At 40.6% G+C, this 19,915-nt stretch carries 16 protein-coding genes; 14 read left to right on the forward strand and 2 right to left on the reverse strand.

Going from position 1 to position 19,915, the window contains the following annotated elements; all coding sequences use genetic code 11:
* Nucleotides 1-86 precede the first annotated feature (86 nt).
* The 5 genes from U9O96_07750 to U9O96_07770 all read left to right on the forward strand — a co-directional run bounded on the left by U9O96_07750 (nt 87) and on the right by U9O96_07770 (nt 3,815).
* Nucleotides 87-1,277 carry a hypothetical protein gene (locus U9O96_07750; GenBank protein ID MEA2054978.1) on the forward strand — a complete coding sequence of 397 codons (1,191 nt, stop codon included), beginning with the start codon at nt 87-89 and terminating at the stop codon, nt 1,275-1,277.
* Between the two features lie 291 nt (nt 1,278-1,568).
* Nucleotides 1,569-2,207 carry an Era-like GTP-binding protein gene (locus tag U9O96_07755; protein ID MEA2054979.1) on the forward strand — a complete coding sequence of 213 codons (639 nt, stop codon included), beginning with the start codon at nt 1,569-1,571 and terminating at the stop codon, nt 2,205-2,207.
* Nucleotide 2,208: 1 nt separating this feature from the next.
* Entirely contained in the window at nt 2,209-2,565 is a 357-nt protein-coding gene (locus U9O96_07760) for a DUF2073 domain-containing protein (GenBank protein MEA2054980.1), read from the forward strand.
* A 1-nt stretch (nt 2,566) separates the two neighbouring features.
* Nucleotides 2,567-3,022, forward strand: coding sequence for a Zn-ribbon containing protein (locus U9O96_07765; GenBank protein ID MEA2054981.1), 456 nt, complete (start codon nt 2,567-2,569; stop codon nt 3,020-3,022).
* 28 nt (nt 3,023-3,050) lie between these two features.
* On the forward strand, nt 3,051-3,815 hold the full coding sequence (locus U9O96_07770) for a sulfide-dependent adenosine diphosphate thiazole synthase (protein MEA2054982.1): 765 nt from the start codon (nt 3,051-3,053) through the stop codon (nt 3,813-3,815).
* Nucleotides 3,816-4,003: 188 nt separating this feature from the next.
* Here the strand turns inward: U9O96_07770 and U9O96_07775 are convergent, their stop codons facing one another.
* Nucleotides 4,004-4,792, reverse strand: a complete 789-nt coding sequence (locus tag U9O96_07775) for an MBL fold metallo-hydrolase (protein MEA2054983.1) — start codon at nt 4,790-4,792, stop codon at nt 4,004-4,006.
* Nucleotides 4,793-4,834: 42 nt separating this feature from the next.
* Here U9O96_07775 and U9O96_07780 point away from each other — a divergent pair, with 42 nt between their 5' ends.
* The 7 genes from U9O96_07780 to rimI all read left to right on the forward strand — a co-directional run bounded on the left by U9O96_07780 (nt 4,835) and on the right by rimI (nt 14,042).
* Nucleotides 4,835-5,464 carry a hypothetical protein gene (locus tag U9O96_07780; GenBank protein ID MEA2054984.1) on the forward strand — a complete coding sequence of 210 codons (630 nt, stop codon included), beginning with the start codon at nt 4,835-4,837 and terminating at the stop codon, nt 5,462-5,464.
* Nucleotide 5,465: 1 nt separating this feature from the next.
* Nucleotides 5,466-6,740: an amidohydrolase gene (locus U9O96_07785; GenBank protein ID MEA2054985.1), complete on the forward strand. Its 1,275-nt coding sequence runs from the start codon at nt 5,466-5,468 to the stop codon at nt 6,738-6,740.
* Between the two features lie 63 nt (nt 6,741-6,803).
* Complete coding sequence (locus tag U9O96_07790; GenBank protein ID MEA2054986.1) at nt 6,804-7,922, forward strand: ATP-binding protein; 1,119 nt, start codon at nt 6,804-6,806, stop codon at nt 7,920-7,922.
* A gap of 54 nt (nt 7,923-7,976) precedes the next feature.
* Entirely contained in the window at nt 7,977-8,144 is a 168-nt protein-coding gene (locus U9O96_07795; protein ID MEA2054987.1) for a hypothetical protein, read from the forward strand.
* Nucleotides 8,134-8,388, forward strand: a complete 255-nt coding sequence (locus U9O96_07800) for a hypothetical protein (protein ID MEA2054988.1) — start codon at nt 8,134-8,136, stop codon at nt 8,386-8,388. Before U9O96_07795 ends, U9O96_07800 begins: the two co-directional genes overlap by 11 nt.
* A gap of 2 nt (nt 8,389-8,390) precedes the next feature.
* Nucleotides 8,391-13,544: a right-handed parallel beta-helix repeat-containing protein gene (locus tag U9O96_07805; protein MEA2054989.1), complete on the forward strand. Its 5,154-nt coding sequence runs from the start codon at nt 8,391-8,393 to the stop codon at nt 13,542-13,544.
* Nucleotides 13,545-13,625: 81 nt separating this feature from the next.
* Nucleotides 13,626-14,042: a ribosomal protein S18-alanine N-acetyltransferase gene (gene rimI, locus U9O96_07810; GenBank protein ID MEA2054990.1), complete on the forward strand. Its 417-nt coding sequence runs from the start codon at nt 13,626-13,628 to the stop codon at nt 14,040-14,042.
* Here rimI and U9O96_07815 read toward each other — a convergent pair.
* Nucleotides 14,023-14,349: a nascent polypeptide-associated complex protein gene (locus U9O96_07815; GenBank protein MEA2054991.1), complete on the reverse strand. Its 327-nt coding sequence runs from the start codon at nt 14,347-14,349 to the stop codon at nt 14,023-14,025. The genes rimI and U9O96_07815 overlap by 20 nt on opposite strands.
* Nucleotides 14,350-14,387: 38 nt before the next feature.
* Here U9O96_07815 and U9O96_07820 point away from each other — a divergent pair, with 38 nt between their 5' ends.
* The gene (locus U9O96_07820) at nt 14,388-15,818 is read left to right on the forward strand and encodes an NAD(P)H-hydrate dehydratase (GenBank protein MEA2054992.1); all 1,431 of its coding nucleotides are present in this window, start codon (nt 14,388-14,390) and stop codon (nt 15,816-15,818) included.
* 93 nt (nt 15,819-15,911) lie between these two features.
* Complete coding sequence (locus tag U9O96_07825) at nt 15,912-19,781, forward strand: hypothetical protein (protein ID MEA2054993.1); 3,870 nt, start codon at nt 15,912-15,914, stop codon at nt 19,779-19,781.
* Nucleotides 19,782-19,915: the final 134 nt, after the last annotated feature.

Consider the following 19,915-nt stretch of genomic DNA (forward strand, 5'->3'; position numbering starts at 1 on the left):
ATAAAAGGCTAACCATTTTTGAGATACCTCGTAGCTCAAAAAATTTCGTAAAAAATAAGAGAATCCCATCCTAATTTGATGAACCCATGGGATGGGATGAAATACAAATAGACAAGCTAATAAAAACTAATCGGAAAAAACTGGAGAAAGAGATAGGCAACATTGGAACTCAATTCCCGCTATTCAAAAATCCAACGGAGTACAATCCAGTGGAAACGTCAGAATTTCTATCGCATTTGAACCTGGAATTCCTGGATCCGGTGCTAAAAGAAATGTTTCCTCGACTGGAATACATTAGACTGAAAGTTTACGCCAGAGTGAGACTTGTCCTGTTTATGAAACTAAGAGGAATAAAGCGCATTACCGATGCATACCGAATATTGCAGACAAATCCGATGGTAGCAGAGAATCTGGGATTTTATCCAAATAATTTGCCCAGATATGAGACCATAAGACATTTCATCAACGATCTTTTGGCAGAGAAAGTGGATAAAGTGTTTTACCGTGTGGTAGAAGAAATAGACAGGAGAATGAAGAAGAAAGGAGAGAAACTTGGGAAGGGACGAGAAGATGCAACCGTGATAACTGCAAAGAGAAATGATAATGAAGCGGAATACAGCGGCTATTACAAAACAAAAGGATGGAAAAAGGATTTGCTGGTGAGCAAGCAAGGAATATTTCTTTCATATAGGGATATGGGGATTAACGATGACGAAGGATATGCACTACCGTACCATTTACAAAAGCTAAAAGAGGTTGGAATAAAACTGAACGATTCAACGGTAGACGGAAAATATCCCACTTATGAGAACATAGCTATAGCTCACTGTGGATACCAAACAAATTTGCTGTACAAACCTCAGAAACATTGGGTGTATAATGAGAAAGGCAGTCCTAGGAAAATACGTGAAAGATACAGCAGATATTGGAAAGACGAGTGGTATAAGCCAGATGCAACTATAGAATACGAATTGCAATTCCTTTACAAGAAAGGTGAATACGAGTATGCAGGAGCTTATTTCAGAAATCTACAGGTGAAGAAATACGAAGCAAGCGAAGAACTGAGAAAAGAAATAACTCAGGGAAGAAATGAGAATGAAGGTTTCAATTCATATCTGAAACAACGTGTAGGCTTTGAAAGTGAATTACCACGAAAAGGAAAGAAAGAAGCTTTCTTCCATACCACACTGTGTTTACTGGCATTGAATATGGTTGCTTTGACAAGACTGCAAAATGGAATAACGGAAAACATTACCAGCGTAGCATATCTGGCATAATTAGCTTGTCATAACTGCAGAAATGAAATGCAACTGTGCAAAACAGTTAGTGTGAAATAGTAAAAAATCCGGTAAAAACGCCAGAATTTTTGCCTTGACTGAAAAATTTTAGCCAATTTTGGCTGTGGGAAGCCAAAATTTGTGACTACGTCATACTCATTTTGCAAAATCAATTCATTTCAAAATGAAAAATACAGATTAAAAATCGGCAAATCTGTAACCACCTACGGTCAGCGTCCTTTTTTAACAAAATTTAAATAAACCTAATCCTATGTGTATGAGGAGATCAGGATGGGGATTCTCGGAAGATTAAGGGTATTACTTCAATCCGTTTTTGGAAAAGGACATGTAAGGATAGGAATATACGGCCCCCCAAATGCTGGAAAAACGACCTTGGCAAATAGAATATCAAGAGATTGGAGCGGGGATATAGTCGGTTCTGTATCAGAGATACCTCACGAGACGAGAAGGGCACAAAAAAAAGATAATGTTGTAATAAAAAATGGGAATTCTTCACTTACGATTGATATTATAGACACACCAGGAATAGCGACAAAGGTTGACTTCCACAATTTTATGGAGTGCGGAATGAATGAAGAAGATTCAAGAATAAGGGCTAAGGAAGCAACTGAAGGGGTTATAGAGGCGATACGATGGCTGGATAATATAGATGGGGTTATTTTACTCATGGACAGTACAGAAAACCCCTTTACACAGGTAAATGTTACAATAATAGGTAACCTCGAAGCAAGAGAGTTGCCAGTGCTGATAGCGGCAAACAAAATCGATATGGATGGCTCCACGCCAGCCACTATTAAATCTGCATTTCCCCAGCATGATGTGGTTCCTATTTCCGCACTGACCGGCTACAATATAGAAATGCTGTATGAGGTTATGGTGAAACTGTTTGGAAAAGCAAAGAGGAAATAACATGGCCGAAATAAAAGTAAATTTGATTTCCCATCAAAAGATTGAGGGCATGACAACCGATGAAAAAATAGATTTCATTCTTGGTGAAGTAAAACAAGGAGGAATATTGGTCCTGGAAAGAGGGCTTACGCCAGAAGAACAGTCAAAACTCATAGAGAAAACGATGAATGAGATAAAACCCGACAAATTTATAGGTATAGAAATGGAAGGGTACAGAGAAGATGGTAGAGCAAATTGGTTACAGAAGGTTCTTGGAAAGATGCGCCCTCCGCGTATGACGGTCATAGGGCCCGCGGATAAACTGAAAACCATACACAAAGATAATGATATTATAAAAACCATTATTCTTGGGAGGTAAAATGTCGCATCAATGCCTGAAATGTGGAAAAATATTCGAGGACGGATCTGCGGAGATTCTTAAGGGCTGTCCTGTGTGCGGGGGGAAAAAATTTTTTTATACAAAAAAGTCCTTGAGCGAGAAGGAGAGATACAAATTGCTGAAGGAAAGTGAGATAGATCTGGAATCCATAGCAAAGATAGTAAAAGAAAGAGGCGACAAAAAAGAAGAAGAGTGGTTCCATATTGAACCAAAAAATATAAAGGAAATCCTTCAGGAAATAGAAAAGAAAAAGGAAGAGGTTGCAAAAACCATCTCCAAGCAAAGCAGCAATATCGAGAGTATTTCCGTGGAGGAGATGGGGAATTACCGGATAAACCTGAAAAGGCTTATGGACGACGAATCGATCATAATACAGAAAGACGGCTCGTATATGATACACCTTCCGTCACTGCTTATGAGACCCAAGGAGAAGTAATATATATCCAATTCCGATGCCCTATAAAATGAAAGTAAGGGATACAGAGATAACGAAATGTATATTTGAGGAATTCAGCAGAAAGTTTATCGATTCAATAAGCATGGATGTTGCAGTGGTCGGTGCTGGCCCCTCTGGGCTGACAGCCGCACGATATCTGGCAAACGCCGGCAAAAAAGTTTGTGTATTTGAACGGAAATTATCTCCGGGAGGGGGAATGTGGGGCGGCGGCATGAGTTTCCCCGTAATTGTCGTGCCAGAGGGGGGAAAGGAAATCCTTGAAGAAGTTGGCGTGAAATGCAAAAAAAGAGGTGATTATTTTATAGCGGATTCTATAGAAGCGGCCTCCAAAGTTATCGCAGGGGCAATAGATGCCGGGGTGACCATATTCAATTCTGTAACGGTCGAGGATGTGATGGCTAAGGAAGGGCGAATTTGCGGTATCGTTGTAAACTGGACAGGCACACTGAAGGCGGGCATGCATGTCGATCCTTTATCACTTGAAGCAAAGGCAGTTATTGACGGGACAGGCCATCCCTCGGAAATCTGCCGCATAGTCGAGAAAAAAATCGGTTTGAACACTGTCTCAGGAAAAGTAGAAGGAGAGAAATTCATGTGGGCGGATGAAGGGGAGAGGAAAACAGTAGAAAATACAGGAGAAGTGTATCCCGGGCTTTACACCACAGGCATGGCTTCCAATGCAGTAATGGGGGCGCCGCGCATGGGTCCGATATTTGGGGGGATGCTCTTATCGGGCAAAAAAGTAGCGGAAATGATACTCGAAAAAATTTGATAGAGCCGCCTGATATGATTTAAATTGGCGTGTTTAAACTTTTCTGGAGAATTCCCAGTCACAGGGTGGACAACTTAAAGTGGGCATTCCTTTCCATATAAATTCCTTCATTTCCGCCCCTACAGTAAGGGCATGGTCTCATTTTTTTCCCAATTTTTGGTAAATAACAAAGAAATATCCTGTAGAATCTATCTCCTTTTCACCTCTAATTTTTCTCCTGCATATATTCTCATCCCGTCCTGGGCTGCTATCGTAGATACTCCAGTCTTTTCCGTTATCCAAGTAGCCTGCTCCGCCGCCCGGGGAATTACTTTCATTCCTAGGTGGGTTAGTATCGCAAATTCTGGCTTAACCCCCTCTATCAGTTTTGCTGCATCCTCTGCTGACATGTGAAACGGGATTTTTCCTTCTAAAGGACGGGTCATGCATACTATCAGAATTCTCGCGCCTTTGTGGGCGTCTATCAATTCCTCAAAAAATTCGGTATCGCTGGTATATGATATTATCCCATTACTGAGATGCATTTTAAACCCCACCGTGGTGGAATCTGAATGACGCGCAGGCATCACCTCCACCTTATACCAATCTTTTAACATAAATTCATCTCCCGGATGGACAACTTTTATCTCTCTCACGAGAGATTGATGGTAGTCAGATAATGGACGATACTCGCTCTTTCCATTCAAAACACTCTCGCTTCCTGCAACAATGCCTCTCTTATACTTGCCGCCCATAGTCATGGCTTCCATTAAGATTTCTGCATCTGTGTAATGGTCGGGATGGCAGTGGGAAACCAGGATTGCATCTGTTTGTGTCGGATCCAGCCCAAGCTCATACATTTTTACAAGGGCTCCGGGTCCGGGGTCTATGTGTATGAGTATGCCCCTATCTGCCACATATATGCCTCCCGTCGCTCTTTTCTGTAGAATCGTGGCAAATCTGCCGCCGCCGGTTCCTATAAATGTCAGTTTCATCATCAAGTCTATATACCTATCTTACTATTATAGTTTGGTGATATAGTGGATGTGGTCTCGATTATCGTAGGATTTGTGGTGGGAATTGTGGCAGTTTCGATAGCAATCGAACTGAGCTGGAAGAAGGAAGAAACGGTAGAGACATACAAAATTGCTAAAAAATGGAGTCTGGCAGAAATAAAAAATCCTCTCATTGTTGCGGAAAAACTAAAAATGGATGCGCCGAGAAATTCAAAGATTGTTGTTAAAGTGAACACCGCTTTTTCAAAAGGAGCGAAGCAGAATGATGCAGTAAAAGGAAACTTCGCCCTGGGGAGTGACAGGGCTCTAATTTTTTCGGGAGAAATAAGAGGGGGACAGCTTGCTTTCTGGACAATTGACGAGCGTATTTTGAGAAATTTGAGAAACCTCTTCAATCAATTCTGGGAAGGGAAGGAAGAAAAAGGCCCAACAGAGATACCGAAGAAGGGAATGGTAACTGTCAGGGGAATTGTCAAGGCGGTCGTGCCATACAGGGAAAACTATCTTATCCGTCTATCGTATGAAAAAGGAATTATTGGCATACTTATAAATGAACGGTTGGAAATAGAAGGAAATAAGATAGAGGTTGAGGGTGAGATGGTCGGCGAGGAGCGACCATTCATAAAGGCATACCATCTGGAAGTGCTGGAATAAAATGGATATTCTGATAAAAGATGCGTTCATAATAACCCAGGACAGATATAGAAATATCAGACATGGAGATATTTACATAGAAGGGGATGTCATATCCGAAGTATCCGAAAGGATATCAACCGAAGCCGAGTACGTTATAAGTGAAAAAAAACTGGTGATGCCCGGACTGATAAACACTCATACCCACCTTCCTATGACTTTAATGAGGGGTTATGGCGACGACCTTTCGCTTGAAAAATGGTTGACAGAAAAGATATGGCCCGTGGAAAAAAAATTGAATAAAAGATTGGTGCAGGCTGGAGTCAGCCTTGCATTGCTTGAGATGATAGCGACCGGCACTACAAGCCTGGCAGATATGTATTTTTTTGAAGATGCAATAGCAGGCGTTTGTAAAAAAATGGGGATGCGAGCCTATGCGGGTTTTTCCATAATAGATTTTGATACTGCTGAAATGAAAAAAGAGCAAATGTTGCCTGAATGCGAGAAATTCATTAAAAAGTGGGGGAATGATAGGTTAGTTACACCGGTTGTTGCACCCCATTCCGCTTACTCCTGTTCTCCTGAAACGTTACAAAAAGCATCTGAATTAGCAAAGAAATATGATGTTTTTTTGCATACCCACTGTTCGGAGACGAGAAAGGAAGTTTATGATATTATGGAGCGCTACGGTTGCCGCCCACTCGAACAGCTGAAAAGGAATGGGGTGCTGACCGAAAAGACAATTCTTGCACACTGCGGATGGATAACAAAAGAAGAGGTGAGAGAAATAAGCACGGCAAACTCATGCGTTTCTCACAATCCCGTAAGCAACATGAAACTTGCAACAGGGGGCTTTACTCCACTGCCTGAGTTGTTTGAAAATAATGCTACTGTTACATTAGGAACGGACGGGGCAGCAAGTAATAACAAACTTGACATGTTTGAAACGATGAAGTTCGCTGCGCTGATACATAAGCATTACCGATGGAATCCGAGCATTGTCACGGCACAGCAAACGCTGGATATGGCAACCATCAATGCGGCAAAATTTTTAGGCATAGATGGAAGCATAGAAGAAGGAAAAAAAGCAGATGTTATAGTTCTGGATATGAACGTGCCAAATTTGACGCCCATGCATAATCCCGTTTCCCATATTGTTTATGCCGCTTCTGGTTTCAATGTAAGTGATGTCATAATCGATGGAAAAATGATTATGAAGGACAAGAGTTTCATTGCCGTCGATAAAAATAAAATCCTGGAAGAAGCAGAGGAAGCCAAGAAAGAATTGACAGCTTAATGTAAAATTAAACCAAACGGTATTATACCAAAAGGTTTAATAAATATTTTTTAATTCAGTGTTATGAACGATTTTAAAAAAAACCCATTCATTTTTGGGAAGGCTGTAGCTGGAAAATATTTTGTAGATAGAGAGAATGATATAAACGAATTAAAATTTACTCTACTTTCCGGACAACATGTGGTTTTATTTTCTCCAAGAAAAATGGGAAAAACTTCCTTAATGAAACAGACATTCGGGCAGACTAAGGAAAGAGTTTGTATTCATATCGATTTGTGGCAGATAGCTTCTTCATATGCATTGGCCAAAGAAATAATTGACAGGGTAATAAATAGTACATACTCCTCCATAGAAAAGCTGAGTTATGAAATCAAGGATTTATTCAGGTCTCTCAGACCGAAAGTATATATTGATGCAGATGGGCATATTGGTATAGAGTTTAGCAAAGAAGAAGTGAGGGAAGCTGTAAAAGAATCTTTGGAATTTCCAGAAAAGGTTGCAAGGAAAAAAGGATTAAAAATGATTATTGCCTTCGATGAATTTCAGGAGATAGAACATTTAGACGGTCTAAGAATGGAGAAAATCTTTCGATCTATTTTACAACATCACGAAAATGTGGCATATATATTTGCTGGGAGTGAGAGAAGTTTAATAAACATAATGTTTGGAGGGAGAGAAAGGCCGTTTTATAGATTCGCAAAGCCGATAGAATTAAAGCCCATTGATAAAAATGTATTGGAAAATTTTATTATAAACAAATTTGTTGAGAGCGGTAAAAAAATAGACAAAAACGCTGCCAGATGGATAGCTGATTTTAGCGATGGCATTCCTTACTATGTTCAACATATATGCCACGAAGTGTGGTACATAACAGAAAAAGTTGCAAAAATCAAAACAGTAGAAGAATCCTTAAAGGAAAGAATCTTACCAGGTTTATCGAGCGGATTTCATACAATTTGGAATGAAATAAAAAGTGAGGCACAAAGAAAGTTGCTCATTGGCCTTGCAAATGAAGAAAATCCAAAAATTTATTCGCATAATTTTATAGAAAAATATGGATTAAAATTGCCAGGCAATGTAGGGAAGGCCGTTAAATCTCTAGAAAAGACAGGGCTAATAGAGAAAAATAGAATATGGGATCTCTTTTTTAAAGAATGGATTAAAATGAATTTTTCTTATTAAACCAAACGGTATTATACCAAAAGGTTTAACGAACTTATTTATGTTGGCACAGATGTGCAGAAAATCCTGGAAGAGGCAGAGGAAGCAGAGAAGGCGAAGGAAGAATTGGTGGGGCAGCAAGCAGTTACACATATTTCTGAAGCCGAAAAGTTTAAGTTGCGATTTGTGTTGTCTTTCAATAGGGAAAGGTTAAATTGCGGGAGGAAAAAACATGATGGGTAAAAAGTATATTTTTGGGGTAGCAATAGTGGGAATAATGGCATTTGCCGGACTTTTTGCAATGAATGCGAATGCACAAGAACCGAATGAAGTATGGGTTGATGATGATGCCGCACCAGAGTGGTATGATTCTACCCATGTGAAAACGATACAGGAAGGGATAACCAATGTTTCTGCTGGTGGAACAGTTCACGTCCATGATGGAACATACAGAGAAAATGTGGTTGTAAATAAGGAGAGGAGATAACATTGATAAATGGTTCAAAGCCAGTTATTGACGGCATGGGAGGAACAGCCATAAACATCACTGCAAACAATGTAACCATCGACGGCTTCAACATCACTAACTCAAGTTATGGCATCAATTGCAGCGCCCTTGGTTTCACTATAATAAACAACATTATCAATGCCAGCAATGACAGCATAAATATGCGACTGAACGAATTCGGCTATCTGATGAGCGGAAGCTCATCATTTGTCATTGGTGAATCTACCATTTACAATAATACCATATCAGCAGATGGTGATGGCATCTACATAGAGGCGCACAACTGGGGCTCAGACATGGCTGACAACACCATCTGTCAGATTGGGGCATTTACCATAGAGGAAAACAATATCTCGGGAGGATGCAGCGGCATCTATTTCGACTACCTTGATTACTTCGGATATGAAATGTACGATTCTTCACAGTTCTCATTCGGGGGGCTGCATATCCAGAACAACACCATCAATGGTAGCGGGGACGGCATCTACCTGCCCTACATCCAGTACTGGGGATATGAAATGTATAATGACTCGATTGCCACCTTTGGCGACATCATCTTTGCAGATAACGTTATAGAAACAAACTCAGACGGCATTTATTCCCATGAATACTTCATTGACTGGATTGGCTCGCACCTGTTCGATAATGCCTCTTTCACACTCGACAACATAGCGTTTACCGGCAACGACATCAACAGCAGCGGCTATGGCATATACATCCAGCACATCGAAAATCTCGGCTATGAAATGTATAATGATTCCTCTTTTGCAATGAACGATTTCCTTGTCAATGGAAACACCATTGACAGCGGCGATTACGGCATTTATCTGTACAACATGCTCTACTTTGGACATGAAATGTACCACAATACCGTATTTACCATGGGAAACATTTCCTTCAGCGGCAATGAAATCAACAGCAGCAGTGATGGCATATGGATAGAAAATGACATTGAGTACTTTGGCTACAAGATGTACGGCAACTCCTCATTTGAAATGGGCAACATCGAGTTCAATGACAATGTGATTAACAGCAGCAGTGGCGACGGTATAGATATCGATTGCATTGAGTATTTCGGCTATTACCTGTATGATTATGCTTCATTTACCATGGGCGGCGTATACTTCAATAACAATATCATCGATTGCCATTCTATATATGCTGATGGTATAGATGCTGAGTTTGAGTATTTTGGCTACTACATGAGCAACAGCGCCTCGTTTGAGATGGAGAGCATTGAAATTTGCAACAACATCATCAACATCAGCGATGACGGCATCTACGTTTACTATTATGGGTTCGGCTGTTACATGGAAAAGGAGAGTTCGTTTGTGATGGGGCATGTGACCGTCAACGACAACAATATCACCAGTGGCAGCGACGGCATCTACATTGATGATTTTTACGAGTTCGGCTATGAAATGTATGACAACTCATCATTCACAATGGGCAATATAGAGTTCAATGGAAATATCATTGACAGCAGCGACGGTTTTGGTTTTGATATAGAATCCATTAAGGACTTTGGAGAGAAAATGTATGATAATGCTTCTTTCATCATGGGAAACATCACCTTCAATGATAACAATATCACCAGCTACTACGACGGCATCTACGTGTACGAAATCGAGTACTTTGGTTACGATCTGTACGGCAACTCCTCATTTGTCATGGGTGACATCACCTTCAATGACAACGAGATTAACAGCAGTGATGGTTACGGAATTTACCCCGATGATGTCGAATACTTCGGCTATGAGATGTACAATAATGCCTCATTTACTATGGGAAACATAGAGTTCAACAGGAACGATGTTAATAGCTATGATTATAGTATCTATGTCTATAGCCCCTATGAGTTGGGCTATTACATGTATGATGACTCTTCGTTCGTAATGGGCGATTTTCTGGTGAATGACAATACCGTTAACAGTGATAGTTGTGGTATTGACCTCTATACCCCCTATGACTTTGGCAATTACATGTATGACAACTCCTCCTTCGTAATGGGCGATTTTATGGCGAATGGCAATACCATAGACAGCAGTGACGAGGGAATATATGTGGAGGGGATTGAATATCTGGGCTATGACATGTATGATAATTCTTCATTCATGATGGGAAACATGGAATTCAATGGAAATATAATCAACAGCAGCAGTGATGGCATATATGTGGAATGCATCGAATATTTCGGAGCGTACATGGAGGATAACTCCTCATTTGTCATGGGCAACCTTACCTTCAACAATAACAACATCACCAGCTACTACGACGGCATCTACGTGTACGAAATCGAATACTTTGGCTACTATATGAATTACTACAGTGATGGAAATGCCTCATTTGTCATGGGCAATATCGAGTTCAATGGAAATATCATTGACAGCTATTGTGAAGGGATGTATCTCGATGATATGTATGAGTTTGGCTATTACATGGAAGACAACTCTTCATTTGAGATGGGTAACATCACCTTCAATGACAACGAGATTACCAGCGACGATGACGGAATATACATCGATTACATTGATGATTTCGGTGATATGGAAGATAACGCTTCGTTCGTCATGGGTGCTGTAACGCTTAATAACAATATCATTGAGAGCGATGGTTATGGAATGTACCTGTACCTTGATGATATTCCTTATGGGATAGATGACAATGCCGTGTTTCTAATGGATGACATCGCCATAAGCGGCAATACCATCTGGAACTGCTCCGATGATGGCATATATGTATATGCATATTACAACTTTTATGGCAACATTTCATACAATACGGTTTGGAATTGCGGCGGAAACGGCATCTATCTTGATGGTTATGATGGAGAAACGGAAGGAATTGTAGAAGGAAACACCATTTTCAACTGCACTGATTATGGTTTATATCTCTATGTCAGTGATAACCAGATGGATATGGATGTAATTAACAACATCATTTATAACAACAGTTACGGCGTGTATATCTATACCAGTGATGACCATGGAATATACTCAAACATATCTGGAAATGTAATATACAGCAATCTCAATGACGGCATATACGTTTATAGTCATAATGTCAGTAGCAGCGGAGAGGCAGACATTGTACTTGTCATAATGGGAAACATCATCACCGACAACGGTGGCAACGGCATTTACATTTATCCAAGGTGCGATGGCATATATATAGCTGGTAATACCATAGAAAATAATAGCAATGGCATCTATTTCGAAGTATATCAGGAGAGCGACCTTGTATTAGCACATTCCGGCACCCATGCATGGTATTCAGGAGCAGGGGCATACACCAACAAACTTCTCACCCGTTCTTTCGATCTCAGCGGAGTTTCAGAAGCTTGTCTCACATTCTGGGAATGGTATGCAACAGAGAGTGGGTGCGACTACTGCAATGTGGAAATCAACAACGGCAGTGGCTGGGTTACGCTTGATACCTATGATGATAACAGCATCGTATGGATTGATAAGAGCTACGATATATCTGATTATACAGGAGGAATCGTTCAAATTCGTTTCCGTTATGAAACAGATTCCTGCTGCGGACATAGAGGGTGGTATATTGATGACATTTCAATAGACAAAATAGGTTTCTCTGACGATGTTGAAAGTGGTGAGCAATGGGAAACGAGCCAGCATGGCTGGAAAGTTACCAAGCTCTTTGGTAATATCATGCTTGGCAACACAATTTCCGGAAATACAAATATTGGAGTTTATCTCACCCAATCAAATTATACCCTAATTGAAAACTATCTGGATAATAATGCATATGGAATCTATCTACACTATGCAAGTGACAGCACTTTCTTCAACAACACCATATCCAATGCAAGTGGCACCAATGCATATGGCGTATATTTATCAAACTCGGATAATAACACATTTGAAAATACTACTATCTGCAATTATACTATGGTAACTGGCACAGCATATGGAATCTATATGGATAATTCTGATGGAAATGAATTTATCAATCTAACAATGCATAAACTTAATGAGGTGGTCCAGATTGATTATGGAATTTATCTCAGCGATTCACATTGGAACAACTTCAGCAATGCTGTCATATATGATTTGCATGGAGATCGGGCATATGGTGTTTATCTGAGAGATTCAGATAAAAACATCTTTGAAACTACCACCATTTACAATCTGGCCACATCTGAACGGGCTTACGGAATTTATTTGGAAAATTCGAATAACGACATCTTCAATGAAGGCAGTATATCGAATATAAATGCAACTATATGGTACAGCTTTTATTCAGATGAAAACAGCGATAACAACACGATTCAAAACATGACAGTGTCAAGTTATCCAACAACCATTTCTTTCATTTATGGCAATGGAATTGCATTGAAGGGTGTGGATGAGAGCGAAGTGTATCCAAATGATGAACTTGCACCCCTGGGAAGATATGTTAACATAACAAATGTAACTGCCGGCTCATGGATAAACATAACTATCTACTATGAAGACGATGATTTATCTTATACGGATGAATCTACATTGAAATTTTATGAATGGAACGGAAGTGAATGGCAACTTATTCCATCCACACTCAATGAAGCCGATAATTTCATAAATGCAAACATAAGCACATTCAGCATATACGGCATATTCGGAAACTTTACCAGAATAACATTCCACCTCTATCATGGGTGGAACATGATAACCTTGCCGTTAATAAATGAAACAATAACAACAGCAGAGGATTTGGGTAATTTCATACCTGGCTGTACCGTTGTTACAATATGGGATAATGTTCATCAGAAATATGTCAGCCATGTCGTCGGTTTCGCCTACGATTTTGCACTTGTAAACGGCACGGGATACTTCGTATTTGTAAAGGAGGATGTCAATGTTACTTTTGAAGGAAATGCCATTGAGACAATAAACATTACATTGCGGACAGGATACAACATGATTGGATGGACTCATGTAGCATCAATAAATGCCAGTCAACTTGCTGGAAACATAGCAAACTGCATAAAGGTTGCAAAATGGAATGCCCAAGAACAGGAATGGTTGCCAGAATACATAACAGTATTGCCGGGCTATGACTTCGACATTCTTGCAGGCGATGGTATGTTTGTATTCATCCGCAGTGGAACAACGCAATGGCATGGTAATTAAGCATACCTTTTTTTCTCTATTTTCTTTATAAATTTCTCCAAGTCGGATGAATTTTAAAAAAGGGCAATGATTTTCAATATTATGATACGGAAATGTATTGAAGAAGACATACCCCAGGTAGTAGAAATAGAAAGATTGTCATTTAAACATCCGTATCCTGCCTTCGTTTTCAAAAAATATCTGCGCGCCAGGTTTCTTGTTTATGAAGAGAAAGAAAAAATTGTCGGTTATATAATAGGAATAAAGATGGGGAGCAAGGGCATGATAATGTCCCTGGCTGTTCACCCTTCGTTCAGAAGAAAGGGATATGGGAGAGAACTGGTAGAGGCCATAACAAAAATGTTGGATGCTAACATTGTAGAAATTCAGGTGAGGAGAAGCAATCTGAACGCATTAAAATTTTACCGGTCTATAGGATTTGAACGCAAGAACATCATACCGGCTTATTACAGTGATGGAGAAGACGCAATAATAATGATTATGAAGACAGATCGATGATTGCTTGGGCTATATCTCCGTCTGCCTTCCTTAGGGCATCCTTTGCTTCCTCGACGCTTTTTCCGGTTTTTTCCGAGACAAGCTTTACATCTTCCTCATTTAATTTCTTTATCACCTCTGGCGTGCCTGCAATCTGGTAAGCCTTCTGCCCCTTGACCTTCATTACGGTCACTTCGGCATCTTTGAATACGTATTCTCGGTCTGCCGTTCTTATAATGACTTCCTCAACGCCCTCTATCTCTTCCACGGACATGCCCATCCGCTTCATGATTTTATTCAGCTGACGGGGATCCACATTAGGCATCATGTGAAATGTTATATAATTCCACTGTTTAACTTTTTGGTATGCACCCGATGGAAGTGAAAGTTTTGGACATAAACTCCGCTTTTTACGGCGTGCCCCCAGAAAAGCTGATGGAAAATGCCGGTAAAGCAGTTGCGGATATTGTCATCAAAAAATTTCGTTTTAAAAAGTGCACGGTTATATGTGGGTCGGGCAATAACGGCGGGGATGGATTGGTTTCTGCATGCTATCTATCAAAAAAATGTCATGTGGAAATTATCATGGTAGAGGAAGCAAAATCTTCATTATCCAGAAAAAATTTGAGGAGAGCAAAAAAACTGGGCATCCCTGTCCACAAATACGGAGATAAAAATTTGGATGAAGCGATACGGAAAAGTGACTTAATCATAGACGCAATGCTCGGCATCGGCATATCCGGAGATCTGAGAGAGCCCTACAGCTTAATTGTAAAAAAGATAAATGATGCTAGAATTCCAGTCATTTCTGTAGACATCCCGACAGGTCTTGGGGGCAAAATAAGCATAAAGCCGGATGTAACCGTAACCTTCCACGATAAAAAGGATGGGATGACCGAGAAAAACAGCGGCAAAATAGTTGTAAGGGACATAGGCGTGCCGGAGGCGGCTGTGGGGTCGGTGGGACCGGGCGATATGATATTTTATCCCGTTCCAAGGAAGAATTCCCATAAAGGGGAAAACGGTACCGTGCTCACAATAGGAGGCGGGCCGTATACGGGTGCTCCTGCCCTGGCTGCAATGGCCGCATTGAGAACGGGCTCAGATCTTTCATTTGTTTTCGTTCCGGAAAAGATATGGAAAGTGGTTGCATCATTCTCGCCGGACATTATTGCAATGCCTTTGGAGGGAAATTTTTTGCATACAGGACATGTACCATCAATAAAAAAATTTCTTGGAAAGACAGATGCAGTAGTCATAGGGCCCGGGCTTGGCAGCGAGGACGAAACGAAAGAAGCCATTGATGACATAATAAGCCAATGCATGTCATTGAACAAAAGCATGGTTGTTGATGCCGATGCCATACAGGTATTCGGGGAAAGAAAATGCAACGGCAATGTTGTAATAACACCCCATGCCGGAGAATTCAAAGAGCTGACGGGCGTAACGCTGCCTCATAAATTGGAAAAAAGAAAAGAAATTGTAAGGAAAGAAGCAAAAAAGAGGAACTGCACCATATTGCTTAAAGGGGCGGTGGACCTAATAAGCGATGGAAATGCCGTAAAAATAAACAATACACATAATGAAGCAATGACGGTCGGCGGCACCGGAGATGTGTTATCAGGCATAGTTGGCTCTCTTTTATCAAAGAATGTTCCTTCATACAACGCTGCGAGAATCGGTGCCTTTGTAAATGGAACGGCTGGGAATTTTGCGTTCGAGAAAAAAGGTTACGGAATGACAGCAACCGATTTGCTTGAGGAAATACCTGAAGTGTTGATGAATTATCTGCCATGAAATAGAACGCCCTGTCATCAAATCGTGATTTTTGGGCATAGATAGTTTTATAAATCAATATCTTATTAGTCGATGTAATAACGGGAGGTAAAAATGAGAGAGATACTAAAATTAATAGTAGGTCTTTCTAGAGTTGACGGAACGTTGAAGGGAATAACAAAAAATATTGTTAGGCTTTTTGTTGCAATATTATTATTAACCTCAATATTTCCTTTGCCATTACTGCAGGCAGCACCCCCTCCATACATCACCCTCACATTTCCCAACGGTGGCGAAACGTTATTGGCAGGCGAATACTATACAATAAAATGGCACATTTCAAGTGATTTTCCGTATCCGAGTGCTTACATAAAGTTTTATTATTCTACAGATGGCGGAGAAAATTATACCTTGATAGATTGTATCTCGGGAGTATTTATGGGCGAGCCAGGCTATACGTGGAGAGTGCCTAACATTATTTCAGAAAATTGTAAAATTAAAGTATCATTGTTAAGTGCTTGCAGCGGCTCATTCATTCAATTTTATGGCAGCGATGAGAGTGATGAAAATTTCACCATCGCATATGACCAACTCTACTTCGTTAAGGATGGAGACATAAAGTTATGGCTGCCCGGTGGAGAGGAAACAACTCTTATTCACTTGCCGGAAACTTCTGCATTTTATCCATCTGCAACACCTGCTGGAGAACTGTTAGCTTTTGTCCAGGTGGAGGAAGACTATTATAAAGGGCCAGTATGGAACACATCTGAAATCTGGATAGCAAGCTATGAAATGGAAAGTTGGAGGAGAATCACAACCAATGATCTTGTGGATATTGATCCGGCAATTTCTCCAGATGGCACAAAAGTCGTATTCTCAAGGTTTGACGAAACGGGACAATTCTCAAACCTTTATCTTTACACGCGTGATCCCTTTGGCTCGCATTTAACACAGCTAACTTCTGGTAGCCATCAAGATAGGGAGGCATGTTTCTCTCCAGATGGCACAAAGATAGTTTTTTCTTCCAATCGTGGTGGAAAATTCCAGCTTTATACCCTCAATGTAGAAAATCCTGAAAGCATAAGGCAAGCTTTGCCAGGTGTAACACCCTATACCACCAGAGATCAAAGAAATCCGGATTGGTCTCCCGATGGAAAATGGTTTGCCTGCTCAATGGAATGGGGTTACCAGTCAGATATATTCATGGCCGATGCATGGGGTTCTATCAACACTAGGCGGGTGTTTCAACTGACCAACACTCCTGAAGATGAGATTTTTCCTGCTTGGCGTCCCGATACTTCAGCGATAGCTTATGTCAAAAGATTACCGGCGCCCGATGCATATTCTTATGAACTCTGGTCAATGAATGTGCGTAGTGATAGTACGGTGGAAGTTACTGATGAGACGAAATTAACAGATTTGGGTCTGACGCCGATGGGGACAGAACCGCCTGGAAACCCTTGCTGGAGAAGACTAGAGGGTTTACGGATTATTGAAGGGGAACTTGAGGGAAGGGTGAACCAATACGTGGACATGACTGTGGAAGCGTTCGGTGGCATACCTCCTTATACATGGGGTATAAGCGGCACACTGCCGGATGAACTGTATTTCAGCGACGGGAGATTTTATGGCACCCCTGCAGAAGCGGTGAAAGATACCCATGTTATACTCAATGTTTCTGATAGCATAGGACTTCATACAAAAAAGACATTCGACATTACCATCAGACCAGAGCATGATCTAGAGCTTTTAACCACAGACAGGTTTCTTCCCCCAGCAGTTGTGGGAGATTCATATAGTGCCTCTGTTAGATTTAAAGGCGGACTTTCACCTTACGAGGTGACGGTTGAATCTGCAATTGTGGGCAGAGACCTTCCTGAAAATTTGGTAGTAACCAACTCAACTTCTGGGGACATATTTACAGTGTGGCTTACTGCAGGAGCTGGCGGTTTTCCTGCTGGCAGATACAGGGTAAAGGTACAGGTTATTGATGATTTCGGCGACGTGGCTGCTGGTTTCTATGACTTCAATGTCGTAAACATAAGTTATTGGAATGTGAGGGATGTGTTTGGTGAGCAATTCATTGTTGGCGTAGAAGGGCTGCCAGAGGAATCGTTTGAATCCCTCGCTGACATGATTGACATTTCACTTGAGGGACGAGGAATTGAGCAGAGCTTTTCCATTGATGACATGTACACAACTCACCCCACCGTTGGACAGACATATCATACGTTCGTGTTGCCGTATCCCAATAATTTTGATGCGTGGGAAAGCGTCTTTAATCCAGATGAATCGACCCTTATCGGAACACTAAAGGTCGCTCTTACGGCGGATGGCGCTACAGCAACTGCCACCCATGGATTCCCCATCCATCGATACATGTTTCGCAGGAATAACGGCTTTAGCTTTGGCAATTTTCATACAAGCGGAATTTCATGGTCTAATTTCGTGGAATTCTTTGGCGACTGGGAATGTTGTTATTTCGGAAGTGAAGATATGCCCCGGCTTATTCCTTCAATAATTTGGGCAGCAGGAAGAGGATCAATGTCAAAAGGAATGTGCTTTGGAATGAGTATGTCCGCCAACAATATTGCTGAAGATGTGGCACGCGCCCGCTGGGAGGACCATCCCAACTTGGTTCATTCACAGGAAAAATATAGAGAGTTGGCTGAACCAGATGAATTTTTAGATGAGTACATAGAAAAACAACACTGGTGGCAATTGAGTATGGAATTTATAAGGATGTGGGCATTTAAAATTGCTCATAACTATGGGGAATGGGGGGAGGCCGTCGTTGACGATGTAGAAAGTTATGTTGATAGTGTGGAGAGGGGAGAAAATCCTGACCCCCTTATACTTTGCATGAGTTATCATAAAAAGGGGCATACAGTAGTTCCATATGCAATAGAATATTTACCAGATGGCAGGGCATTGATAAGAGTATATGACCCAAATAAACCTTTTAGATACGATGAAACATCTGATGGCAACAGTTCAATTTACGTTGATTTAAGTCAGGATAATGCCTGGACATTTTTTATGGGATATGATAGCGATGGAAATGAAATAATATGGAATAATGACAAAATATATACCATTCCATGGAGTGCCCTTCATGGGAATCCAGATCTTCCTGGTTTACTAAATATTCCCGAACTCAGTTCGATAGGAATTGGTGCATTATTTGACATCGTATTTGGAGGGACTGCTGAAATAGAACAGGTAACTGATGGGGAAGAAAAAACATTGTACACGCTGGAGGGAGAAATAAACATGGATCCAGAGACGGGCATACGCGATTGTTTCCTCCTGCCATTTTTCGGTGATTCCGTGAATTCTACAGCACAGATCTATTATGCCTCTGCAAATAAAACTTATGATTTCGATATTGCTGGAACAGAAAACGGAAATTATAGCCTCAGTTATATGCCGATGGACGGGATGCTTATGAGTTTGACCATAGATACTTTCAATAATTCTTCAGACAAAGTAGGCACCGAACCTAAAAATTTGTCTGCAGCATTCTCGACCCGGAATTACAAGAAATTCAGCTGTAAGATGATCAGGGAATTTGAAGAATATGGAAAAATATTTTTAATCTCAAATATGGAAACAGATGGCAATGGAAATGTTACCTTCGCCGCCTCTCCAAATGGAGATAATATTACAGTTGTTAATAATGGTAATCCAACCTCATATGATTTGGAGATAGAATATATAGGCAATGAATCACAAATGTTTAAGCATAAAGATATTCATTTAGACAGCGGCGAAGTACATCGTATTACCCCCGCTTCTTGGGAAAACCTGAGCAAGAGCGAAATAAGGATAGATATCGATAGAGATAATGATGGTATCTGGGATGAATATAAGCTTTTAAAACAAAAAACGAGAGAGAGAACACCTGGGTTTGAAATGATTTTCCTTATCGGGGCAATTGTATTAGCATTGATACTCATAAAGAGAAGAAAAACCGATCCGTGAGCCATCAAATACATTTATAAGCCAATAAAGTATTAAATACCCGAAAAGGGAATTGCATGAAGGGATTTATCATACTGTGGTTCATTCTGAATTTAATTGCCGTAATCGGCTCCCTCCTAAGTGTTCATTTTTCA

This window comes from Candidatus Thermoplasmatota archaeon (assembly GCA_034660695.1).
Lineage (GTDB): Archaea > Thermoplasmatota > E2 > UBA202 > DSCA01 > JAYEJS01.